The 22,734-nt window shown below is 63.8% G+C and carries 22 protein-coding genes; 13 read left to right on the top strand and 9 right to left on the bottom strand.

The window, feature by feature from the left end; translation table 11 throughout:
• Positions 1-21: 21 nt before the first annotated feature.
• On the top strand, positions 22-597 hold the full coding sequence (locus AC1DJW_RS12625) for a dihydrofolate reductase family protein (protein WP_476901559.1): 576 nt from the start codon (positions 22-24) through the stop codon (positions 595-597).
• Here the strand turns inward: AC1DJW_RS12625 and AC1DJW_RS12630 are convergent, their stop codons facing one another.
• From AC1DJW_RS12630 to AC1DJW_RS12645, 4 genes are all read right to left on the bottom strand, one after another.
• Positions 598-1,104, bottom strand: a complete 507-nt coding sequence (locus tag AC1DJW_RS12630) for a MarR family winged helix-turn-helix transcriptional regulator (protein ID WP_284754639.1) — start codon at positions 1,102-1,104, stop codon at positions 598-600.
• Positions 1,105-1,130: 26 nt separating this feature from the next.
• Positions 1,131-2,846, bottom strand: a complete 1,716-nt coding sequence (locus tag AC1DJW_RS12635; protein WP_476901560.1) for an AMP-binding protein — start codon at positions 2,844-2,846, stop codon at positions 1,131-1,133.
• A 253-nt stretch (positions 2,847-3,099) separates the two neighbouring features.
• A complete protein-coding gene (gene nadE / locus AC1DJW_RS12640) occupies positions 3,100-3,921 on the bottom strand; it encodes an ammonia-dependent NAD(+) synthetase (protein WP_476901561.1) in 822 nt (273 codons plus the stop codon).
• Positions 3,922-4,093: 172 nt separating this feature from the next.
• Positions 4,094-5,113: a LacI family DNA-binding transcriptional regulator gene (locus AC1DJW_RS12645; protein ID WP_390281644.1), complete on the bottom strand. Its 1,020-nt coding sequence runs from the start codon at positions 5,111-5,113 to the stop codon at positions 4,094-4,096.
• Between the two features lie 184 nt (positions 5,114-5,297).
• On the opposite strand from AC1DJW_RS12645, the gene AC1DJW_RS12650 reads away from it, so the two are divergent.
• The 6 genes from AC1DJW_RS12650 (at position 5,298) to AC1DJW_RS12675 (ending at position 11,555) form a co-directional block, all read left to right on the top strand.
• Positions 5,298-6,653, top strand: a complete 1,356-nt coding sequence (locus AC1DJW_RS12650) for an ABC transporter substrate-binding protein (protein ID WP_284754635.1) — start codon at positions 5,298-5,300, stop codon at positions 6,651-6,653.
• 12 nt (positions 6,654-6,665) lie between these two features.
• Positions 6,666-7,661: a carbohydrate ABC transporter permease gene (locus tag AC1DJW_RS12655; RefSeq protein WP_284754634.1), complete on the top strand. Its 996-nt coding sequence runs from the start codon at positions 6,666-6,668 to the stop codon at positions 7,659-7,661.
• A 95-nt stretch (positions 7,662-7,756) separates the two neighbouring features.
• Complete coding sequence (locus tag AC1DJW_RS12660) at positions 7,757-8,578, top strand: carbohydrate ABC transporter permease (RefSeq protein WP_284754733.1); 822 nt, start codon at positions 7,757-7,759, stop codon at positions 8,576-8,578.
• A 3-nt stretch (positions 8,579-8,581) separates the two neighbouring features.
• Positions 8,582-9,427: a sugar phosphate isomerase/epimerase family protein gene (locus tag AC1DJW_RS12665; RefSeq protein ID WP_390281649.1), complete on the top strand. Its 846-nt coding sequence runs from the start codon at positions 8,582-8,584 to the stop codon at positions 9,425-9,427.
• Entirely contained in the window at positions 9,424-10,647 is a 1,224-nt protein-coding gene (locus AC1DJW_RS12670; RefSeq protein ID WP_476901562.1) for a Gfo/Idh/MocA family protein, read from the top strand. The genes AC1DJW_RS12665 and AC1DJW_RS12670 overlap by 4 nt, the downstream gene beginning before the upstream one ends.
• Positions 10,644-11,555, top strand: a complete 912-nt coding sequence (locus tag AC1DJW_RS12675; protein ID WP_390281653.1) for a sugar phosphate isomerase/epimerase family protein — start codon at positions 10,644-10,646, stop codon at positions 11,553-11,555. The genes AC1DJW_RS12670 and AC1DJW_RS12675 overlap by 4 nt, the downstream gene beginning before the upstream one ends.
• Positions 11,556-11,630: 75 nt before the next feature.
• Here AC1DJW_RS12675 and AC1DJW_RS12680 read toward each other — a convergent pair whose 3' ends face one another.
• Positions 11,631-12,272, bottom strand: coding sequence for an NADPH-dependent F420 reductase (locus AC1DJW_RS12680; RefSeq protein WP_476901563.1), 642 nt, complete (start codon positions 12,270-12,272; stop codon positions 11,631-11,633).
• A gap of 235 nt (positions 12,273-12,507) precedes the next feature.
• On the opposite strand from AC1DJW_RS12680, the gene pyrE reads away from it, so the two are divergent.
• On the top strand, positions 12,508-13,092 hold the full coding sequence (pyrE, locus tag AC1DJW_RS12685) for an orotate phosphoribosyltransferase (RefSeq protein ID WP_234752707.1): 585 nt from the start codon (positions 12,508-12,510) through the stop codon (positions 13,090-13,092).
• A gap of 68 nt (positions 13,093-13,160) precedes the next feature.
• Positions 13,161-14,213, top strand: coding sequence for a thioesterase domain-containing protein (locus tag AC1DJW_RS12690; protein ID WP_476901564.1), 1,053 nt, complete (start codon positions 13,161-13,163; stop codon positions 14,211-14,213).
• Between the two features lie 22 nt (positions 14,214-14,235).
• On the opposite strand, the gene AC1DJW_RS12695 is transcribed toward AC1DJW_RS12690, so the two are convergent.
• Entirely contained in the window at positions 14,236-14,913 is a 678-nt protein-coding gene (locus tag AC1DJW_RS12695) for a tyrosine-protein phosphatase (protein WP_476901565.1), read from the bottom strand.
• A gap of 18 nt (positions 14,914-14,931) precedes the next feature.
• Positions 14,932-15,762: an HAD-IIA family hydrolase gene (locus AC1DJW_RS12700; protein WP_284754626.1), complete on the bottom strand. Its 831-nt coding sequence runs from the start codon at positions 15,760-15,762 to the stop codon at positions 14,932-14,934.
• A gap of 133 nt (positions 15,763-15,895) precedes the next feature.
• Here AC1DJW_RS12700 and AC1DJW_RS12705 point away from each other — a divergent pair, with 133 nt between their 5' ends.
• The 3 genes from AC1DJW_RS12705 to AC1DJW_RS12715 all read left to right on the top strand — a co-directional run bounded on the left by AC1DJW_RS12705 (position 15,896) and on the right by AC1DJW_RS12715 (position 18,187).
• Complete coding sequence (locus AC1DJW_RS12705) at positions 15,896-16,600, top strand: TrmH family RNA methyltransferase (RefSeq protein ID WP_459342190.1); 705 nt, start codon at positions 15,896-15,898, stop codon at positions 16,598-16,600.
• A gap of 76 nt (positions 16,601-16,676) precedes the next feature.
• Positions 16,677-17,768, top strand: a complete 1,092-nt coding sequence (gene fbaA / locus AC1DJW_RS12710; protein WP_284754623.1) for a class II fructose-bisphosphate aldolase — start codon at positions 16,677-16,679, stop codon at positions 17,766-17,768.
• Positions 17,768-18,187 (top strand): DUF3151 domain-containing protein, encoded by a 420-nt coding sequence (locus tag AC1DJW_RS12715; RefSeq protein WP_284754622.1) that lies wholly within the window; start codon positions 17,768-17,770, stop codon positions 18,185-18,187. The genes fbaA and AC1DJW_RS12715 overlap by 1 nt, the downstream gene beginning before the upstream one ends.
• A gap of 153 nt (positions 18,188-18,340) precedes the next feature.
• Here AC1DJW_RS12715 and AC1DJW_RS12720 read toward each other — a convergent pair whose 3' ends face one another.
• Together AC1DJW_RS12720 and AC1DJW_RS12725 are read right to left on the bottom strand one after the other, a co-directional pair.
• On the bottom strand, positions 18,341-18,973 hold the full coding sequence (locus AC1DJW_RS12720; RefSeq protein ID WP_284754621.1) for a uracil-DNA glycosylase family protein: 633 nt from the start codon (positions 18,971-18,973) through the stop codon (positions 18,341-18,343).
• Between the two features lie 254 nt (positions 18,974-19,227).
• Positions 19,228-20,919 carry a phospholipase C gene (locus AC1DJW_RS12725; RefSeq protein WP_476901566.1) on the bottom strand — a complete coding sequence of 564 codons (1,692 nt, stop codon included), beginning with the start codon at positions 20,917-20,919 and terminating at the stop codon, positions 19,228-19,230.
• A 444-nt stretch (positions 20,920-21,363) separates the two neighbouring features.
• Between AC1DJW_RS12725 and AC1DJW_RS12730 the strand changes: the two genes are divergently transcribed.
• Positions 21,364-22,653, top strand: coding sequence for an adenylosuccinate synthase (locus AC1DJW_RS12730; RefSeq protein ID WP_059388506.1), 1,290 nt, complete (start codon positions 21,364-21,366; stop codon positions 22,651-22,653).
• Positions 22,654-22,734 lie beyond the last annotated feature (81 nt).

Raw genomic sequence — 22,734 nt, forward strand, 5'->3', positions numbered from 1 at the left:
AATCGATGCGAGGAGTGGACCATGGGGCAGCTGGTTGTTCAGGAATTCGTGACGGCGGACGGTTTTGCAGCCGATGCCAACAATGAGTTCAGAGCCTACGAATTGCTCGAAGGAGGGACCGCCGAATTCGACCGCAACCAACTGGAGTGGCTGGACTCCGTGGACGCCATGGTGCTTGGCGGCTCGACCTACCGCATGTTCGCGGAGTTCTGGCCGACGCCGGCATCGGCAGGGGAAATCATCGCACCTGCGCTGAACGGGCTGCGCCGATACGTGTTTTCAAGGACCCTTGAGAAGGCGCCATGGGGCGATTTTCCGGAGGCCACCGTTGAAGGCGGTGATGCTGTGGAGGCGATCCGCAGAATCAAGCGCGAGACCGACGGCGCCATTGTCCTCTGGGGCAGCCTCACCTTGAGTGAAGCGTTCTTCAAGGCCGGCGAAGTGGATGTCCTGCGCCTCGTGGTCATGCCTGTGGCGATCGGGGCGGGACGCGGCGTGTATCCCGCCGGCCAGGCCCCGGCGTTGCTGAGCCTGACGGGCGCGAAGACCTACGATCAGGGGTTGATCGAACTCGAGTACAGGGTCCGCCCCAAGTAATCAGTCGGTAAAGTCGCCCGCGGCCTTGCGGAAGTCTCCGAGCACGCGGATCAGGTGCTCGACGTCGTCGTCCCCGAAGCCGGACTGGCCGAACACCTCGCTGTTGAGTGCCGTCGTCGCGCGCTTCGCGATGGTGCGGCCCTCCGCGGTGAGCTCGATCAGCGTGGTGCGCCCGTCAGTGGGGTGCGGGGAGCGGACCACGAGTGCCGCCTTTTCGAGGCGGTCGACGGCGTTGGTCACCGACGTCGGATGCACCTGGAGCAGCGCGCTGGCTTTGTTCATGGGCAACGCGCCGCTGCGCGCGAAACTCAGCAGCGCCAGGAGCTCGTAGCGCGCGAAGGTCAGGCCGAACGGCTTCAACACGCCCTCGATCCGCGCCAGCAGGATCTGCTGCGTGCGCATGATCGCGGTGATGGCCGCCATGGGCGCGGCGACTTCGCCCCAGCCGTGGCGTTCCCAGTTTCGCTGGGCGTCGGCGATGGGGTCGCGGGGGAGCGGGCTGCCCACGGTGCCTCCTGACATTGCTTGGCTGCCTATTCTTTCAGACTCGGGAACTCGTCCTCGGTGTACTCGACGCCCAGTCCGGCGGGCAGCGGCCCGTCGCCGTGGCGGGCCACCTCCGTGCCTCGAAGTTCGACACGCCGGATTTTGCCGGAAATCGTCTTGGGCAACTCGCCGAATTCGAGCCGACGGATGCGCTTGAACGGCGCCAGGTGCTGCCGGCAGTACCTGAGGATGTCCTCCGCCACGGCCGGGCCGGGCTCGTACCCGGCGGCGAGCACTACGAAGGCTTTGGGCACCGAAAGCTTGACTGGATCAGGAGAGGGCACGACGGCGGCCTCCGCCACTGCGGGGTGTTCGATCAGGACGCTTTCGAGTTCGAAAGGTGACAAACGGTAGTCGGAGGATTTGAAGACATCGTCTCCACGGCCCACGTAGGTAATGACGCCGTTCCCGTCCCGGCTGGCCATGTCGCCCGTGTGGTAGTAACCCTCGCGGAAAGCCTCGGCCGTCTTTTCCGGGTCGCCGAAGTAGGACTTCATGAGCCCCACGGGGCGGGGGTCCAAGCGCAAGCACAGTTCGCCGTCGTCGGCCTCTTCGCCGGTGGTCGGATCAACGAGCACCACGTCGTAACCAGGCAGCGGCCGTCCCATGGAGCCGGTCTTGACCGGTTGCCCCGGGGTATTGGCGACCTGGACGGTTGACTCCGTCTGGCCGAAACCGTCGCGGATGGTCTGACCCCAGGCCCTCTCCACTTGCCCGATTACCTCGGCGTTGAGGGGTTCGCCCGCCGAAACCACCTTGGTGGGCGGGGTTTTGAGCAGGGTCAGGTCAGCCTGGATGAGCATCCGCCACACGGTGGGCGGGGCACAGAAACTCGTGACGCCTTCGCGCCCCATCTGCTCCATGAGGGCCTTGGCATCGAAGCGATCGTAGTTGTAGACGAAGACGCAGGCCTCGGCGATCCACGGCGTGAAAACGTTGGACCACGCGTGCTTGGCCCAGCCGGGTGAAGCCACATTGAGGTGGACGTCTCCGGGTTCCAGGCCGATCCAGTACATCGTTGAGAGGTGCCCCACCGGGTATGAGGTGTGGGTGTGCTCCACCAGCTTGGCCCGCGACGTGGTGCCCGAGGTGAAGTAGAGGAGCATGGTTTCGTCGGCGGCGGTGGGGGCATCCGGGACGAAAACGGTCTCCGCGGAATCCGACTCGGCGTATTGAAGGGCGCCGGTGTTCTGGCTGCCGCCCACTTCAATGAGGGTGTAATCGCCCGGGACCTCGGCGAACTTGGCAATATTGGCGCTCCCGACGGCGGCCCAGCGGGCGCCGCCGCGTTCCACGCGATCCGTGATGTCGCGTGGGCCCATGAGCGTGGTGGTGGGAATCAGGACCACGCCGAGTTTGATTCCGGCCAGCATGAGTTCCCACAGTTCCACCTGGTTGCCAAGCATGATGATCATGCGGTCGCCGCGGCGGACGCCCTTGCCGCGGAGCCAGTTGGCGATCTGCGAGGACCGTGCGGAGAGTTCGGCGAAGCTTCGGCGGGTGGAGCTGCCGTCCTGCTCGACGATCACCAGCGCAGGGTTATTGGCCGTGCCAGGGTTGGCCGCGATCTGGTCGAACCAGTCGAGGGCGAAGTTGAACTCGGTGAAACGGGGCCACTGGAATTCGCTGTGTGCCTGGGCGTAGTTGGTGCGCAGCTCAAGGAGCCGGTCGCGGGCTGCACGGAAGTCGTCGGTGACTGTCATTGTCTGCCTTTCGCCCTGCGTGGATGGGTCAGCGCGGACCGGGAACGAGCTGGCCGTGTGATCCGCCTCACCTGCAATATACTAGGACATCCAAGGGTTTGGAAGAGGCGACGAGGTGCGGCCGCGTTCCGTCACGCCGGACACACTCTTGAGGGATTACGACGGCGGCGCCCCCGCCACGGCGCGGCAGGCCGCCGTCGTGCGCTGCAAAAAGTCGCTCAGCGTGACGGTGGGGCCCCGGTTAGGGCGACTGCTACTTCCACCACGTGTCGAAAATCGTGACCGGAACAGTGCGTTTGTGCCGCGTGCGCAGGTACTTCTGCTCGATGGTCTCCGCCACCTCGTCGGAGACTTCCCGGCCTTCGAGGTAGTCGTCGATTTGCTCGTACTTGATGCCGAGTTCGTCCTCGTCGGTGCGGCCGGGCTTGCCGTCCAGGAGGTCGGCCGTGGGGACCTTGTCCCAAATACGGGACGGGGCGCCCAGCTCCGCGAGGAGTGCACGGTTCTGCCGCTTATTGAGGCCGAAGAGCGGCAGGATGTCCGCGCCGCCGTCGCCGAACTTGGTGAAGAATCCAGTGACGGATTCGGCTCCGTGGTCCGTGCCGATCACCAGGTAATTGTGCTCGCCTGCGAGAGCGTACTGCGCGGTCATGCGGGCCCGGGCCTTGGTGTTGCCCTTGTGGAAATCCGAGATGCGCGCACCCGTGGTCTTTTCGAACTCATCCTCGAAACCGTCTACTGCGCGGGAGATGTTGAATGTCCACTCGGTCTTGGCCTGGATAAAGTCGAGCGCGGCCTGGGCGTCGTCCTCGTCGTGCTGGGCTCCGTAGGGGAGCCGGACCGCCACGAAGTTCGCTTCGACGCCCTCGGCCTCAAGCTCCTCGACCGCCAGTTGGGCAAGACGTCCGGCGAGGGAAGAATCGAGTCCGCCGGAAATGCCCAGGACAAAACCCTTGGTGTGCGTTGCCTTGAGGTATTCCTTCAGGAACGTAACGCGTTTGCGGACCTCCTCGGCAGGGTCGATCCGGGGCTGGACGCCCATTTCGGCAATGATCGTGGCCTGGAGTGTGCGCATGTCCCCAACACTAGTAACCAGCGCTTGAAACACTCAACTGTGTCACCTCAAGTGTCACGCCAATCGAGGAACGCTCGCTCAGATATGGGCGCCAATCGACGATCGCTCGCTCAGATGATGTGAGCGAGGGTCGCGCCAAAACGCGCTATAAGTGAGCGAGCGTCGGTGGGGATTACGACGGCGCGGCGCCCGTCGATGCCCTGACGGTGAGGTGCGTGGGCATGACCGCAAGGCGCCGGCTGGTGCCGCCGTACTGGGGATTCAGCCGGGACAGGAGCATGGAGACGGCTACCCGCCCGGCTTGTTCAATGGGAGACGCCATGGTGGTCAACGGAGGGTTGCAGAAATCGGCTCCGAAGATGTCGTCGCAACCGACGATGCTCATGTCGTCGGGCACCCGGATACCGCGTTCGCGCAAGCGCTGCAGCATCCCGATGGCCAGCAGGTCATTGAAGACGATGCATGCAGTGGCGCCCGTATGCACTGCGGCGTCCGCTGCGGCTGCGCCGGATGTGGTCTTGGGCGCGAACGGCCCCACGCTGAACGTGGTCAGCTTCCGTTCGGCGGTTTCTTCCTGGAACGCTTGCCACCGCTTGGCGTTGGACCAGGAGGTGGCCGGGCCCCCGACGAAGCAAATCCTCGTGTGCCCCAGCGAGACCAGGTGTTCCAGCGCCTGGATGATGGCCGACGGCGTATCGATCACCACAGTGGGTGCGATTGCCGGAGCCCGGTTGATGGTGACGAGGGGCTGCTGCGTCGCGGCCTCGGCCAGTTGCGCGTCCGTCAGGCGGGAGGCGGCAAGGATGAAACCGTCTGCTGAACGCCGCATTTTCTGCAGGGCATCCGCCTCCATTTCCGCGGATTCCTCGGTGTCCACGAGGAGTTGCGTGTAGCCGGCAGCCTTCAGCTGGTGCTGCGTCCCGCGGATGATGTCGAAGTAGAACGGATTGGTGATGTCCGGAACCAGGACGGCAACGGTCTGGGTGCGTCCGGAGCTGAGCCCGCGGGCCTGGGAGCTGGGAATGTAGTTCAATTGCGCAGCCGCTTCTTCGATCCGCTCGCGCGTCACGTGGTTCACCCGCCCGGGATTACTTAGGGCCCTCGAGACTGTCGATGTTGCCACTCCCGCAAGCTCCGCGACGTCGCGGATCGTGGGCTGCCTGCCCGGTGACTGGAGCTGGAGTTCTGCCATGTCTAGGTGTTCCTCATCTGCCGCAGCCCCTCAACAACGAGTGACTTGTCCCACAATTGCAGCACCAATGACAATTTTTGGCAATCGCTTGTCATCCTTGTTGCGCATGCCTAGACTCGGAGAAATCACCCGATGTGACGCGCACCACGCCAACGAGGCCATCGGGTCTCCAGGGAGGAAAACAATGAAGTTTGCATCGTCCGCCAAATTTGCCGCTGTTGCCCTAACAGCCGCCTTAGCTTTGACCGCCTGCGGAGGCGGCAGCACCAGCTCCGGGGGGAGCGCCGGTCCCGTTGACGGGAAGGGCAAGAAGCTGAGTGTCCTGGTCAACTCCAACGCAAACTATCCGGCACAGCAGAAGCAGTGGTTCACGGATATTGCCGCCAAGTTCAAGGCACAGACCGGTGCCGACGTTGAATTCGAAACGTTCGCGTCGGGAAATGACGAACTCACACGGATCCAGACCTCCGTGGTGTCGGGTCAAGGCCCGGACGTCTATAGCCTCGGTACCACGTTCACCCCCACGGCCTATGCAACCAAGGCCTTTGTGACGTTGTCCGATGACGACTGGAAGAAGGTGGGCGGTAAGGACCGGTTCAACCAGGCAGCCCTGGGCATCTCCGGCCCGGATGCACAGCACCAAGCGGGGATTCCGTTCGTCAGCCGGCCGTTCGTGATGGCCTACAACAAGGACATCCTGAAGGCGGCGGGGATCGATAAGCCCGCCACCAGCTGGGACGAGCTCGCAGCCCAGGCCAAGAAGATGACCAACCCGGCCACCGGAACTTTTGGGCTCGCTACCGGGTACAAGGACAACTTTGATCCGTGGAAATTCATCTGGGCTATGTCCGTCCAGGCAGGCAACCCGCTAGTGGACGGCAAGACACTCAAGCTCGACGACCCGACCGTCAAGAAGGCCTACGAAACCTACTTCGGCTGGCTCACCAAGGACAAAGTTGTCGATCCGGCCTCAGTTGGCTGGAGCAACAGCAACGCCCTGGCAGCATTCGCGAGCGGCAAGGCCGGCTATCTGATGATGACGACGTCGAGCTCCGTCCCGACGCTCGAGAAGTCGGCTGTCGCCGGCAAGTACGCCTACACAGCCATGCCGACGACCGCCCCGGGCCAGACGTCTCCGCAGGGCGACGCCGCGAATGCTGCCAGCATCCTCTCCGGTGACAACGTGGTTGTTGCTGATTACTCGAAGCAAAAGGACTTGGCCTTCGCTTACATCAACCTCATCACGTCCAAGGACGAGCAGCTGAACTACCAGAAGATCTTCGGAGATCTGCCCGCCAATGCCGAGGCGCTGAAGTCTCTGAATAACCCGATACTCCAACCGGTTGCCGATACCGCCGCCAAGTCCAAGGCAACGCCCTTCACCGGCGCTTGGGGCGACATTCAGTTGGCCCTCGTCAACGTAGTGGTCCAGTCGATCCCGGACCTCTCCAAGGGTTCCGTGGACGACTCGAGCCTCCAGGCGCGCCTCAAGGACGCACAAACCAAGGGCCAGGCCTCACTTGACCGGGCATCAAAGTAAGTAGGAACTGACATGTCCACCGATTCATTGACTGCGGGCAAGTCCACGCGCCGCAAGTCGTCCCGCGCTGCAAAGCCGGACCCGCAGTCGCCGGACGACACACCCCGGCGCCGCAAGGGGCTGAGCGAACGCAACCGCCCCTTGTGGATGCTGATTCCGGGCGGCCTGCTGATGGTGATCATCATCGTGGTGCCCCTCCTGCTCGGCATCTTCATGTCGGGGCTGGACCTGGACCAGTATTCGCTGCGCAAGTGGGTCAGCGCTCCGTTCATCGGAGTCCAGAACTTCGTCGAAGCGCTGACCGCATCGCCTCTGCTGCACGCCATCTGGCTCAGCGTCAGCTACTCCTTGCTCGCCATGGTGGTGACCATCCCGCTCGGCATCGCCGGTGCCGTCGCCACCCAGAACGCGTTCAAGGGCCGGGCTGTGATCCGCTCCGTGTTCCTGATCCCCTACGTCCTTCCATCCTTCGTGGTGGCGACGGTGTGGCGGACCATGTTCCAGCCGGGCAGCGTCGTCGACTCCGTGCTGCATTCGGTGGGCATCGACCCGGGCCTGTGGCTCAACGGTCCCCAGTCTTATTGGACGCTGATCCTGGTCCAGATCTGGGCATCGTGGCCGTTTGTCTACCTGCTGGCGTTGTCCGGGCTCCAGTCTGTGGACCATGAGGTCCACGAAGCCTCGGCCCTTGACGGTGCCCTGTGGTGGAACAAGCTCCGCTACGTGGTCTTCCCTTACCTCAAGGGTCCGCTCTCCTTGGCGTTCCTGATCGGCATGCTGCACCACATCAACAACTTCACCTTGCCGTTCGTCCTGTTCGGGGTACCTGCTCCTTCCGATGTGGAGCTGCTCCCGATCCTCACCTACGTCACGAGCTTCCAGAGCTTCAGGTTCGGGCTCAGCGCGGCCATGGCGTTCATTTCGCTGATCCTGATCGCGATCCCCTTGTTCGTCTATCTGCGGGCCGTCAAACTCGACGACGCCGAAACCCCCGGAGGCAAAAAGTGAGCACCGCAACTACCGCCGTCGGACGCCGAACGAGCGAGAACTTCCGCCCGGGCTCCAAACGCCAGCACGAAGTCACCAAGCTCCTGCCAGGGCCGATGCTCGCCATCATCCTGACGGTGTTGTGTGCCCTGGTGCTCATTCCGGTGGCGTACATCTTCCTGGCGTCCGTGAACTCGGACATCGGCGTGGCTCGGGGCGAGTTCTTCCCGTCCAGCTTCTCCTTTGAGAACTACTCCACGATCTGGACGAGCGTTGGACTGGCCACGGGCCTGGCCAACAGCGTTCTCGTGGCCGGTTCCACCGCCGTGGTCTCCGCGCTGATGTCGATTGCCACCGCCTACGTCCTGGTCCGCTACCAGTTCCGTGGCCGCCTGACGATCCTTCGCGGGCTGCTGGGACTCCAGTCGGTTCCCGGCACCCTCATGGTGCTTCCGGTCTTCGTGCTGTTCTCATCGTCCGCGACCTACCTGGGCATCCAGGTCATCGGCACGCAATGGGGCTTGTTCGTCACCTACCTGACGTTCGCGATGCCATTCTCCACTTGGGTGATGGTCACCTATCTGCGCGGCCTGCCGCGCGAACTCGAAGAGGCGGCAAGGATCGACGGCGCCAGCAACCTGGGCGTGCTGGTGCGGATCATCCTCCCGCTGAGCTGGCCCGGCGTCGTCGTTTCCGGTATTTTCGCCTTCCTGCTCGGCTGGAACGACGTCTTGTTCGCCTCAGTCATGACGCGGCCCGAAAGCCAGACGGCCGCCGTCGCGCTCCAGGTCTTCGGTGCCTCGCAGGAAGGCGGCGCGATTCCCTTCTACGGCCAGATGATGGCGGCCTCCCTGGTGTGTGCTGCCCCGGTGGTCATCCTGTATCTGATTTTCCAGCGTTACCTAGTGGGCGGCCTGACCGCCGGAGGAGTCAAGTAACTTATGAGCACGCCAGCTGTTGAATGGGAGCTCTCGGGCTTCGGCGACGAGATCGACGACGACCCCAAGATCCAGATTGCCGTGATGCAGGCACTGGGAGCCAACCACATTGAAGTCCGCAGCGCCTGGGGCACCAACATCGTGGATCTGGATGAGGCGCAGCTCCGTGAACTGAAGTCCTTGCTGGATGCCGCGGAGATGAAGGTTTCCGCGATCGCCTCGCCGATCGGGAAAGTGGACGTTTCCCTCCCCGTCGAGCACGAGGTGGAACGGCTCCGCCGCGCAGTCAACGCCGCACAGGTCCTGGAATCCCGCTACATCCGGATCTTCTCCTTCTACTACGGCGAGGACGTGGCGGTGGAGAGCATCCGGGAAGCGGTCATCGAACGCATGCGTGCCCTCGCGGACGTGGCGGAAGAGTCCGGCGTCGTCCTGCTGCACGAAAACGAGAAGGACATCTATGGGGACATCCCCGAACGGGTCCTGGACATCATCGAAACCGTCTCCTCTCCCGCGCTCAAGGTGGCCTGGGATGCTGCGAACTTCGTCCAAGTGGGCGTCAAGCCTTTCGAGGACGGCTACGCCAAGCTCCGCCCACACCTTGAATACCTGCAGGTGAAGGATGCCTTGTTCTCGAATGCCACGGTGGTCCCGGCGGGCGAGGGCGACGGCGATGTCCTCCGCACGGTTGAGGCCTTGAAGGCCGACGGGTACACCGGCTTCGCGAGCCTCGAACCGCACTTGGCCGGCGCCCATGGGCTGGGCGGATTCTCCGGCCCGACCGCGTTTGGCATTGCAGCGAGGGCGTTCGCGAAAGTCCTCAATGAAGCAGGAGTGGAGACGAAGTGAGCGATGTCGCAAACGCTCCAGGCACTCCCGGCGCCGAGATCCGCGCCGCAATCGTAGGGTGCGGCGTCATCGGCCGCACCCACTCGGCCGCGGTCCGCGAGTTCCCGGAGCTCGTCATCACGGCCCTTGTGGATGTAGTTGCCGAGGCATCCGAGGCGCTTGCCGCCAAGATCGAAGCCCAAGGCGACCCGAAGCCGGCAGTTTTCCCCACGCTGGCCGAGGCGCTCGCCGCCGCACCCGTGGACCTGGTCATCATTTCGACGCCCAGCGGCCTGCACATCCAGCAAGCGCTGGAAGCGCTCGACGCCGGCAAGCACGTCGTGATCGAAAAGCCCCTTGACGTTGACTTGAGCAAGGCGGACGAGATCCTGGCTGCGGCCAAGGCCGCCGAGGCCAAGGGTTTGGTGGCCACGGTGATCAGCCAGCACCGTTTCGATCCGGCCAGCCGGGTGGTGGACGAGGCCCGCCGAGCCGGACGCTTCGGTACTCTAACTTCTGCCGTGGCCTCGGTCAGCTGGTGGCGGAGCCAGGGCTACTACGATTCGGGCGCGTGGCGCGGAACCTGGGCCATGGACGGCGGTGGCGCCATCATGAACCAGGGCGTCCACACCGTGGATCTGCTCTTATGGTTCCTCGGCCGGCCCATCGAGATCAGCGCCAAAACCGCGCTTCTCGCCCACGAAGGCGTTCAGGTGGAGGACACCGCCGTAGCGACGGTCACCTTCGAGTCCGGTGCCCTTGCCGTGTTGCACGCGACGACGGCGGCGTACCCTGGCTTGACGGTCCGCCTCCAGGTGATGGGCAACAAGGGATCCGCAGTGATCGACAACGACGACCTCGCGTACTTCCACGCGTCCGACGCCGCCGATCCATCGGAAAGCAGCGCCATGGGCATCCTCGGCGGTGGCAACCAGGCCGCCGTCGAGCTCGCCAAATACCCGGACGATACCGTCGAGGCACTGGATCCCACGGTGTACCCGGCTGGACATGTCCGGCAGTACCGCGACATCATCGCGGCGATCCGCGCAGGACGCCCCGCCGGCGTCACCGTCCGTGACGCCGTGACCGCCTTGGCTACCGTGCGTGCCCTGTATGTCTCGGCCACCTTGGGCCGGCCTGTGCTGATCGACGATGTCATAGCCGGCAAGTACAACAACGTGGAGGTCCGCACCGGCGGGACCGCTTCCCACCCGGACGCCCGCGAAGAGGTATCGGCATGAAGTTCTCCGTCTTCACCGCATCCACGCCCGAGTGGTCGCCCCAGGAAGCCGCCACGAAGCTTGCCGCCCAGGGGTGGGACGGCATCGAATGGCGCGTCACGGACCAGGCGGAGGCGGCAGAACCGGGCTTCTGGGCAGGGAACCGTGCTACCTGGCCCATGACGGGCCTGGAAGATTCGATCCCGGAGATTGCCCGCCTCACCGCCGAATCAGGGCTGGAATTCTCCGGCCTCGGCGGCTACGCCCGCTGCGACAACCACGACGACGTCGATCGAGTCCTCGCGGCGACCGCAGCCTTGGGTGCCAAACAAGTCCGAGTGAACGTGCTGCCGCTCGGCAACTCGAACATGGGCGGCCAGGAACCCACCGGTCTGCCCTACCCGGAGCTCTTTGCGGCAACCCGGGAACACTACGAGTGGGTCGCTTCCCGCGCAGCACACCACGGCGTCAAAGCCCTCGTGGAACTGCACCATGGAACAGTGACGGCCTCGGCCTCCTCGGCCCGTCGGTTGCTGGAGGGTCTGGATCCGCAGCACGTCGGCGTTATCCATGACCTCGGCAACCTACTGATCGAGGGCTGGGAATCACCGTTGCCCGCACTCCAGCTCCTGGGCCCCTATTTGGCACATGTCCATGTGAAGAACGCGCGCTGGGTCCGCACCGGGTCGAAGGACGAATCGGGTGCGGCTGTGTGGGTCAACGAATGGGCTCCCCTGGCCGAAGGCCAAGCAAGTGTCCTCGCCTACTTCCGGGCGCTCGCTGAAGTCGGCTACGACTCGTGGGTCACGCTGGAGGACTTTTCCACCGAGCTTCCCTTGGAAGAACGGACGGCCTCGAACCTGGCGTACGTCCGCAAGGCAGCCGCGTTGGCGGGGTTCGCCGTCGTCGACCCCGCTTCGGCACCCTGACGGGTCCGGTCTTCGGCCCTTAAACACAGCAGCAGCCGCTTGCCTTCTGAGGCAAGCGGCTGCTGCGCTGTGTTTCTAGATGGTGCGCAGTGCCTTGGCCAGGTTGTCCTTCAGTTCCGCAGCGTTCTGCCGCACCACATAGGCCGGGCGGTCACGCTCCACGCGCCAGCTCTCATCAAGCTGCCCGATGTTCACGGTGTCGAAGCCGAACTCGTCGTAGAGCTTCGCCACGAGCTCGGCGGCCTCGGGGTAGTCGCTGGCGGTGGCCAATGCGCGGCGGTTCTCGGTGCCGGACGGGGTTCCGTCTGTGCCGATCTCCTTCGCCATGATGTGGTTGAAGCCCTTGGCGACCTTGGACGTGGGCAAGTGCTTCTGGAGCAGGCCGGACGTGGTGGCCTCTCCCTTGTCCAGCTCCGGGATGCGGCCGTCCCGCTCCCAGTAATAGTTGTTGGTGTCGATCACAATCTTGCCCGCGAGCGGCTCCACGGGAATGTCCTGGTAGCTCCTGAGGGGAACGGTCACGACGGCGAAATCGCCCGCCGCTGCTGCCTCGGCCGGTGTTGCGGCCCGGGCATGTTCGCCAAGCTCCGCCACCAGTTCCGCGAGGGTTTCCGGTCCCCGCGAGTTGCTGATCACTACGTCATAGCCGAGTTCGACCGCTTTGCGGGCGACTTGGCTGCCAATGTGTCCTGCACCGATGATTCCGATTGTTGTCATATTTCCGGCAACACCGCCTCCCGCGCAGATATTTCACAGGTTACGGCGAGTGACGCGGGTCTTCGCGGGGCGCTGGCGACGCGGAATTTTCTCGGCGTCACCCAAAGAGCCTCACGCCCCCGGGATTCCGGTGTCGCCAGGGATTCATCGAGGCGCAGGGCAGGATGCGCGTCGCGGACTTTCCATGACGCTCGCCATTCCCTTGCGTCGAACGGCTTTACGTAGAATGGGCACCATGACTGTCGCCTCTGATGCTGCCACCGCCACTGCCGCTGCCCGTGCCCGCCTCCTTGAATTGATCAAAGAACTGGCGGTTGTCCGCGGCAAGGTGATCCTTTCCAGTGGTGCCGAGGCGGACTACTACATCGACTTGCGGCGCATCACCCTCCACCACGAGGCTTCGAAGCTGGTCGGCCAGGTGATGCTCTCCATGATCGACGACGCCGGAATCGCCGTTGAGTGCGCCGGCGGCCTGACCATGGGTGCGGACCCGGTCGGTACTGCCGTGATGCACGCCGCCGCCGACGCCGGCCGTGCCGTCGATGCCTTCGTGGTGCGCAAAGCCCAGAAGTCCTACGGCATGGGACGCCAGGTTGAGGGTCCCTCGGTGGAAGGCCGCAACGTCGTGGTCCTCGAGGACACCTCCACCACCGGCGGCTCGGCACTGACCGCCGTCGAAGGCGTCCGCAAGGCCGGTGGCAACGTGGTGGCCGTGGCCGTCATTGTGGACCGCAACACTGGCGCCAAGGAAAAGATCGAGGCCGAAACCGGCGTGCCGTACCTCTTCGCTTTCGGCAAGGACGAGCTGGGACTCGACTAACTCTCCCAAGCCTGAGCGGGTTTCAAGGGGACCGTGTGCCCGTTGTCCGAAGCGCCTAAGCTGGCTGCGTGAACTATCGGGCGGGGAAATTCCCCCGGAATCAGCAGCGCTGGCAGGACCCGGGCTCCCTTGCCCGGGTTCTCCGCCAAGCCGCCGAGCTGAAGAGCTTTTCCCGCCGTTCCTTCCTGATCGGAGCGGGTGCTTCCACGGCCCTCGCAGCGGATATGCTGTTCACCCGCCAGGTCCAGGCGGAACGCCGCACCACCAAGATCCTTCCGGTGGGGGACGATTTTGCCGAGTCGTACTACCCCAACTCGAGTTGGATTCTCTTTCCGGGTTACAAGACCAGCTGGGAAGAGGCCCAATGGATCCTCAACTCGCTCCGCGGTTCGCTCCGGCAGCGGGGCCAGATGGCCGCCGTCGGATACTCCAACCTGGGGTTGGAAGTCGCTGACGTGGCGGACACAGTGCTGGCCTACATCAATGAGCGAAAGCTGAACACCCTCTATTTCTATGGCCACAGTTTCGGCGGGATGTTGGCCACCGAAGTGGCAGCGCTCCTGCGTGAACGGAACGGCATCGGCGTCAAGCTGATCCTGTTGGATTCTTCGCCGTTCAGTAAATACGACATCCTCGACCAAAGCTGGTTCGACGGCGTGGTGTTCTTGTACGAGAGCGGCTTCCAGGTTCCATCGGTGCTCCGCGGTGGCTATGAGCTGGGCGAGCGCGTGGTGAACAAGCACGAACGCACTTGGGGGCAGATCTGGGACCAGACCCTGGAGCAGCTCTCGCCGATCGCGCCGTCGAGCGTCCTGATCCAGAGCGAATCGGACTACATCTACCATTTCGACGGCACGCGGTTTGTCGACAGGCTGGGGGATACCCGCATGGCGTTCATTGGAAACCCGAATGATGACACGGTGAACTACGCGACGGCCCGGGCAGCGTGGGCCAAGACCTTCCCCCTGAACATCGCGTCCACGGGCCGCAGGACCGACGGCGCCCGACCCGCCCATGCGAGCCCCCAGTGGAATCCCTTTATCTACAATCCGATCATCGAGGACCTGGAAAACGATCTCTTTCCGCTGCCCCGGGCCGGCTCGCGGGTGGTGTTCTACTGACCGGCGCTCGCTAAAGACGCCGCTACCTGGGCCGCAGTCCATCCAGCTCGGAACCGCTGAGTCCAGCGTCGCGGAGGTAGTCCGCGGCGCTGCCGAACTCGTGCCCGAAACGGTCCAGGAAGTATTCCATCGCAGCTTCCGGGGATTGCAGCAGCATGAGCGAGGGACTGAATGCTTCCTCCGGAACCTCCGGGACTGCCAGCCGCCACGCCGCCGCCATGGTCTCCAACATCGTGGGGAGGGCAGCGGTGCTTGCGGCGTAGTCGGCCACGACAGCCGCGTGGTCAGCGCCCGTCGCGAGGAGTGCCAAAGCGGATACGACGCCGGTGCGGTCCTTGCCGAGCGAGCAGTGGATGAGCGTCAGCTTGCCTTGGGCCGCGGGGCGCAGCGATCCGGCCACCCAATCCGGGCGGGTGCGCACCCAGCCAAGGTAGAGCTCGCCAAGGTCTTCGGCCGTGTGGATCGATTGGAGCCCAGCAGAGGCGGTCCGTGGATCGAGGGGGTTCTCCACGAGCTCCACCGCGCCGTTGGCCAGTTGCCACGGCACGATGGCGCGCTCGTACTCGCTCCGGAGATCCACAACCGTCTGGATGCCGTGAAGTTCCAGGAAGGCGAACGTCGCCGCGGTGTCCATGCCAAACGGCTGGCTGCCCCTCAGGATACGGCCACCGGCCAGGGACCGGAGGTTCAGCACAGCCATGGCACCAGCCCCTTTTCCTTAAATTTGGTTCTTGAGGTCCGCTACCGAGTTCAGGACCTGGTTAGGCCGGAACGGGAAGGCCGCGATGTCCTCGCGCTGGGTGATGCCGCTGAGCACCAGGACGGTGTGCAGCCCGGCTTCCATGCCCGCGATGATATCGGTGTCCATGCGGTCACCGATCATTGCCGTTGTCTCCGAGTGGGCGTCGATCTGGTTCATCGCGGAACGGAACATCATGGGGTTCGGCTTGCCCACAATGTATGGCTCGCGGCCGGTCGCCTTGGAGATGAGCGCGGCGATGGCGCCGGTGGCGGGCATCGGTCCGTCCTTCGAGGGGCCGGTGGCATCCGGGTTGGTGGCGATGAAACGCGCCCCGGCGAGGATCAGCCGGATGGCCATGGTGATCGCTTCGAACGAGTAGGTACGGGTTTCGCCGAGCACCACGAAGTCCGGGTTCTGGTCGGTGAGGATGAAGCCGGCCTCGTGCAGCGCCGTCGTGAGCCCTGCCTCTCCGATCGTGTAGGCGCGGTTCCCGGACTCCGAGCCCTGCACTTGGTCCTTGAGGAATTGTGCCGTGGCCAAGGCCGACGTCCAGATGTTCTCCTCCGGGATTTCCAAGCCGGAAGAGCTCAGCCGGGCCGCCAGGTCCCGCGGCGTGAAGATGGAGTTGTTCGTGAGGACGAGGAATCGCTTGGAGGTGTCCACCCAGCGCTGGATCAGTTCAGCCGCTCCGGGGACCGCCTGGTTTTCGTGGACGAGGACACCGTCCATATCCGTCAGCCAGCATTCGATTTCATGTCCGTTGCGGTAAAGGGTTGAGCTCTTGGGGGCCTCGGTTGCGTTCTCCATGCTTTTCCTCCGCGTAGTGGCTGTTTCTCGTCCCAAGTCTTTCATCTTTCGGTCTCCGAGACACCCGGGTGTCCTGCGTTACAGCACTGGGTTTCGGCGCCGCGGGCAGTGCTGCCCGGGCTAGGGTTGAGTAGTGACTGACCGGCCCCAGAACCCTGCCCCCACCGACTCCACTCCCGTCGCGTCTGCCGAGGGTGAGTCCGAAGCGAAACCCGAGGTCGGCGTCGGGCCCTGGGAAGGCGACTGGCCGGAAGGCGAGCATTGGGACCCGGACCTCCTGGCGGACGGCGACCGCCGGAACGTGGTGGACAAGTACCGGTATTGGAAGCACGAAGCGATTGTCGCGGACCTGGACGCCCACCGGCACGATTTCCACATTGCCATTGAGAACTGGCAGCACGACCTGAACATCGGCACCGTGGTGCGTACCGCCAATGCGTTCCTCGCCAAGGAGGTCCACATCATCGGACGACGCCGGTGGAACCGTCGCGGGGCCATGGTCACCGACCGCTACCAGCACGTACGCCACCACCCCACCGTGGAGGACTTCGTGGAGTGGGCGCAGGGGGAGGGGCTGGCTATCATCGGCATCGATATCTTCCCGGATTCAGTGCCGCTGGAAACCTACGACCTTCCGCGCAACTGCGTGCTCGTGTTCGGGCAGGAAGGCCCCGGCCTGACTCCCGAGGTGCACGACGCCGCCGTCGCCACCCTTTCGATCGAGCAGTACGGCTCCACGCGGTCCATGAACGCGGCCTCGGCCGCTGCCATTGCCATGCACGCCTGGATCCGCCGGCATAACTTCGACCAGAGGGTTTCCTCAGAGGGCACCTCTTAGGGGGCACCGCAACAGTCCGCAAGTGTTACCCGTCTCCGTGACCGGAAACACGATGTCGGATTCTTCAGTCGCTAGGATGGTGCCTAGCCGTATAGGTCTACTCCAGGGTCAACAAAACCCACAGACGAAAATCAGCATAGGAGTCAGCATGCCCATCGCAACCCCAGAGATTTACTCCGAGATGATCGACCGCGCGAAGGCCGGTGGATACGCGTTCCCGGCAGTGAACGTCACCTCGTCGCAGACCCTGAACGCCGCCATCCGCGGCTTTGCCGAGGCCGAGTCGGACGGCATCATCCAGGTCTCCACCGGTGGTGCGGCTTACTGGTCCGGCGCCTCCGTCAAGGACATGGTTGCCGGCTCCCTGGGCTTCGCGGCTTTCGCCCGCGAGGTCGCCAAGAACTACAACGTGAACATCGCCCTGCACACGGACCACTGCCCGCAGGACAAGCTGGCTGATTTCGTACTGCCGCTGCTGGCTGCTTCCGAGGAAGCCGTCAAGGCCGGCAAGGACCCGATCTTCAACTCGCACATGTGGGATGGCTCGCACGAGACCCTGGAAGACAACCTGCGGATCGGCCGTGAACTCCTGGAGCGTGCGGCTGCGGCCAAGATCATCCTCGAGGTTGAAATCGGCACGGTCGGCGGCGAGGAAGACGGCGTCGAGAACGAGATCAACGAGAAGCTCTACACCACCACCGCAGACGCCCTCGCCACCATCGAGGCACTCGGAGCGGGCGAGAACGGCCGCTACCTGACCGCCCTGACCTTCGGCAACGTGCACGGCGTGTACAAGCCGGGCAACGTCAAGCTCCGCCCGGAACTGCTCAAGCAGATCCAGGCCGAGGTCGGTGCCAAGATCGGCAAGGAAAACCCGTTCGACCTCGTCTTCCACGGCGGCTCCGGTTCCACCGAGCAGGAAATCGCGGATGCTGTTTCCTACGGTGTCATCAAGATGAACATCGACACCGACACCCAGTACGCGTTCACCCGCCCGGTTGCCGGACACATGTTCTCGAACTACGACGGCGTCCTCAAGGTCGACGGCGAAATGGGCAACAAGAAGACCTATGACCCCCGCGTCTGGGGCGCCTCCGCCGAGGCCGGCATGGCCGCCCGCATCGTGGAAGCCGCGAAGCAGCTCGGTTCGGTCGGCAAGACCTTCTAATGTCCGACGAATTCCGCAAGAACCTGATGGGCCCGGAGCCCACGCTTCTTCCTGCCGAGACCGAGGTGTACCAGCACCTTGCGTTGGGGCAGGAGGCCCTGGACCTCGTAGCCAAGTACCCTACATCTTCGTTGCTGTGGGCAATCCTGGCCGAGGAAGCCTGGGCTGAAGGCAGGACCATCGATTCCTACGCATATTCCCGCGTGGGTTACCACCGCGGACTGGATTCGCTGCGCCGTAACGGTTGGCGCGGCGTCGGGCCCATCCCGTGGGAGCACGAGCCCAACAGGGGATTCCTGCGCGCTCTGTACTCCCTCGGCCGGGCATCTGCTGCCATCGGCGAAGCTGAGGAACCGGAGCGGATCCAGAAGTTCCTGAACGACTCCGATCCCGCCGCGAAGGCAGCGATCGAAGGCTAGGACAAACTGCGTTAAACGCCGACGGCGGCCGCCCACCGGGAAGGTGGGCGGCCGCCGTCGCGCTTTCCCCACCCAACTGACTCGCAGTTAACGTCGTTATGAGGCGTCAAAACGACAACAAATGCGAGGTAGTTGGGTCGGGCTTTAAAGGTCCTAGGAGACCGGGGTGAGGCCCGTCCGGGCCATGGCCTCGGCGTAGGCGCCATGGATGATGTCGAGGTATTCCTGCTGGCGCGCGGGGGAGCCGGCGAAGGAGCGTCCGCCCAGCGAGCGGACCTTGAATGTCTTGAAACCACGGCGGTGGATGCTCTGCGGCGCGGCCTTCATGAGCTGGTCTGCCAAACGATGGGCTTCATTGCCGTGGGCCACCAGGGCGGAGGTGCGCGGCGCGATCGCGAGCAGGCGGAGGAGCGGCTTGAGGCCTTCGGTGATGTTGGCGGGAGTCAGCTTGCCCGGTTCGCCGTCGGGCTCGATCCACGGGTAAACGTTCCACGGCATCATGAGTTCCGGACGCAGGCCCAACTGCCACTGCATTCCCAGCATGCGGGCCGTGGCATCCGCGTCACCCGGGACGATGAAACCCGAGCCCTCCGTGGTGCGGGTGTTGGAGAAAAGGCTGATGATGCGGCATTCGTCAACGCTGTGGGCGGGGTCCACGTAGAGGACTTCGCTGCCCGGCTTCTGTTCTTTGAGGGAATCGCAAAGCCCGGTGACCTCGGCAATGTGGGGTTCGAAACGTCGGTTCCAGAGCTGCTCTTCGGGTAATTCAGTCGCCAGGTCTTGCATATGGGCTTGGGTCTCCTACGTGTAGCAAGGCGCACTTATCCGGCCGGGAGCGGTTGGCCACGACCGGTCAGATTGGGTGCAGTGTTGGGGGCTGGTTAACTCTACCGGAACGGCGATGACCTGTGGGGTGAATCGGGAGATCTGTGGTGGGTCTCTCGACGGCGGGAGCCGGCTTCCGGCATGATGCGGCACCGCATTAACTGAAACGGCACCGCCCCGATGGATTCGGGACGGTGCCGTTCCGGAAGCGCTTGCTACTGCTTGTTCTCGTTCTGGTCGTCGTTTTCCTTGGTCCGGGAAACGACGGTGCCGTTCGATTCGTTGAGGATGAGCTTCACGTCCCGCTCGTTGTCAAAGTTGAACATCGCGTTGATGGATCCGGCCTTGGCGTCTGCAGAGGAGTCGCCGATCTGGCCGGTGTGCCAGTTGTCCTCGATGAAGCGAAGGATGGATGACTGGTCCGTCTGGGTGTGGTCCACGAAGTTCTTCTTCGCGAAGGGCGAGATCACCACGAGCGGCTGGCGGGGGCCGGGGCCGCAACGGTCGGCATAGCCTCCGGCCATCGGGACACCCTTGTTGTAGGCGTTGAGGCACCACGCGGCGTCGTCGGTGGTGTTCGAGGAGTTCTTCACGCCGGCCGCGACGTGGTCGTACCAGCCGTCAGAGTCATCGTAGGCCAGGACGATGGCAGTGTTTTCCCAGTTCTTCGAGTTCTGGATGGCGTTCACCTGCTGCGTGATGAACTTCTGCTCATCCAGGGGATCGGAGTAGCCGGCGTGGCCGTCCTGGTAGTTTCCCGCCTTCAGGAAGGAGACGGCAGGCATGTTGTCCGAGTTGACCACTTTGGCGAAGTCCGTGGTGTCGTACTGGTGGTTGGCCTGGCCGTTGTGTCCGATCTCGTCCACGCTGGCCGGAGCAAGGTGGTGCGGGTTGGACGTTGACTTGTAGTACTGGAACGGCTGGTGGTGCGGGTTGTAGTCCGTCACGGTGGCACCGGCAATGTTGGTGTGGGTGGTCATGCAGGCTGCAGGGGTGGTGTCCGTGGCCGGCGTCGTCGGGGCGAAGCCGCCCTGGAACCAGCCCCAGCTGACGCCCTTGTCGTTGAGCAGGTCGCCGATGTTCTTGCCCTGCATGCCGGCAAGGTTGTTCTTGCTCGCGTGGCTCTTGTTGGAGCAGTCGTCGTAGACCGGATCCGGGTCTTCCGTCATGGTGCCGACGCCGTTGGCGTCAGGGAACTTGACTGTGTAGTCGCTGCTCGCAGGTGTGACCGGCTGTCCGGTGGCGGTGAATTCGGTGACGCCGTGGGCCTGGCCGGACACGAGGTTGAGCGCGCCAGGGCTGGACGGGCCGAAAACGGTGCTGAAGTGGGAGTCGCTCATGGCGAAGTTCTGGGCATAGTTCCAGATCCCGGTCACAGTGTTGCCGTCGTAATAGTCCATGGTGAGGCCCGGACGGCCGAACTGGCCACCAGAACAGGTATCCATGCTGGTGTTCTCGACGAACTTGTTCATCAGGCCACCGTTGTAGGCCTTCTGCTCCGCGGTGTATTCATGGTCCTGGTCGCACGTGATTGCCTGGCCGGGCGTCAGACGCTGGGGCTGGACCGAGTTGGGATTGTTGGGTGCCAACAGCTTGTCGTTGGCGAGGGTGGCGATGTTCTTCGGCGTGTTCTTGGCCGCCGTGAACGCCGGAGCCGCTGCGCCGTTGCCTTGCTGGGTTTCGCCCGGGGTGTTGGCCGCTTGCGGATATGTCGCGAAGTAGTGGTCGAAGGAGACGTTTTCGCCGAAAATTACGACGACGTGCTTGATGGGAGTCGCGGTTCCCTTTTGGTCGCTATTGGCAGAGGCCGGCGTCAGGCCGAAACCGATCATGCCGGCAGCGATCGTGGATGCTGCGAGTGCTGTCGCCCCGCTGGCCAGCAAAAAGCGCTTGTTTCGAGTTTTCAAGGGGTTCCCTTCGGATTCACGAGCAGTGCCCTCCCAACTGACTCGCATTTGTTGTCGTTTAGAGGGCTCATAACGACAACAAATGCGAGTCAGTTGGGAGTGTTGGGGGTAAGGATTCACAAAGAATGTAGCCGCTCGCCTGGGGCCCGAAGGCCGATTTGGGAGCTCAAAGCGGACTGTTTGGGAAGAGTTCATATTCTGCTAACAGGGAACTTCGAGTGCGCCATCACTGTGTTCATGTCGCCCTCCGGTCGTGTGACAACGGGTCCCAGAGCCACATCGGCTAAACTTGGCTGGTAAGAGCCCCGGAACTCTTGCTGATCCCGCCGGTGAACTTTTGCGAAAGTCTGCGGGCAGGGCCGAAAGATTCGGGGCGTTCTCATGTACGGCGCTGAGCCTTGGTGATCCCGCCAGGACCGGCCCGAAAGAATGGGGGAGGATCCCATGCCAGCTATCGTGATCGTCGGAGCCCAGTGGGGCGACGAAGGCAAAGGCAAAGCAACCGACCTGCTCGGTGGCCGCGTTGACTACGTGGTCAAGCCCAATGGCGGCAACAACGCCGGGCACACCGTTGTGGTGGGCGGTGAGAAGTATGAGCTCAAGCTCCTTCCTGCCGGCATTCTGAGCCCGAACGCGATTCCGATCATCGGCAACGGCTGTGTGGTGAACCTTGAGGCGCTGTTCCAGGAGATCGACGGCCTGGAAGCCCGCGGCGCCGACACGTCCCGTTTGCGCGTCTCGGCCAACGCCCACCTCGTAGCGCCGTACCACCAGGTGTTGGACAAGGTCACGGAGCGCTTCCTCGGCAGCCGCGCCATTGGCACCACCGGCCGGGGCATTGGCCCGGCCTACATGGACAAGGTGGCCCGCCTGGGTATCCGCGTCCAGGATGTCTTCGATGAGTCGATCCTCCGCCAGAAGGTGGAAGGCTCCCTGCGCCAAAAGAACGAGCTCCTGGTCAAGGTCTACAACCGCCGCAATGTGGTGGTGGACGAGATCGTGGAGTATTTCCTGTCCTACGCCGAGCGCCTGCGGCCGCTGGTCATTGACAGCACCTTGGTCCTCAACAACGCACTGGATGAGGGCAAGGTGGTCCTCATGGAAGGCGGCCAGGCCACGTTCCTGGACGTCGACCACGGCACCTACCCGTTCGTGACGTCATCCAACCCGACCGCCGGCGGCGCGTCTGTTGGCTCGGGTATCGGACCTACCCGCATCTCGCGCTCCATCGGCATCATCAAGGCCTACACCACCCGCGTCGGCGCAGGTCCGTTCCCCACGGAACTCTTCGACGAGATGGGCATGTACCTGCAGAAGACCGGCGGCGAGTTCGGCGTCAACACCGGCCGCCCGCGCCGCTGCGGTTGGTACGACGCCGTCCTGGCCCGCCACGCCTCCCGCGTCAACGGCTTCACGGATTACTTCGTCACTAAGCTGGACGTTCTCACGGGCATCGAGCAGATTCCGGTCTGCGTGGCCTACGACGTCGACGGCGTCCGCCACGACGAAATGCCCATGACCCAGACCGAGTTCCACCACGCGGTGCCGATTTTCGAGTACTTCGACGGCTGGACCGAGGACATCACCGGCGCTAAGACGCTGGAAGACCTGCCCGAGAACGCCCGCAGATATGTGCTGGCCCTCGAGAAGCTCTCCGGCACGCGCTTCTCCGCGATCGGCGTCGGCCCGGACCGGGACCAGACGATCGTGGTGCACGACCTCATCGAGGACTAGTCACCAAAGCCGAATCACGACGACGGCGGGTCGCCCTTTCAGGGGCGGCCCGCCGTCGTCGTTTCCGCGCCAAACGAGCCA

The sequence above is a fragment of the Arthrobacter sp. 05L417 genome, from assembly GCF_056397865.1.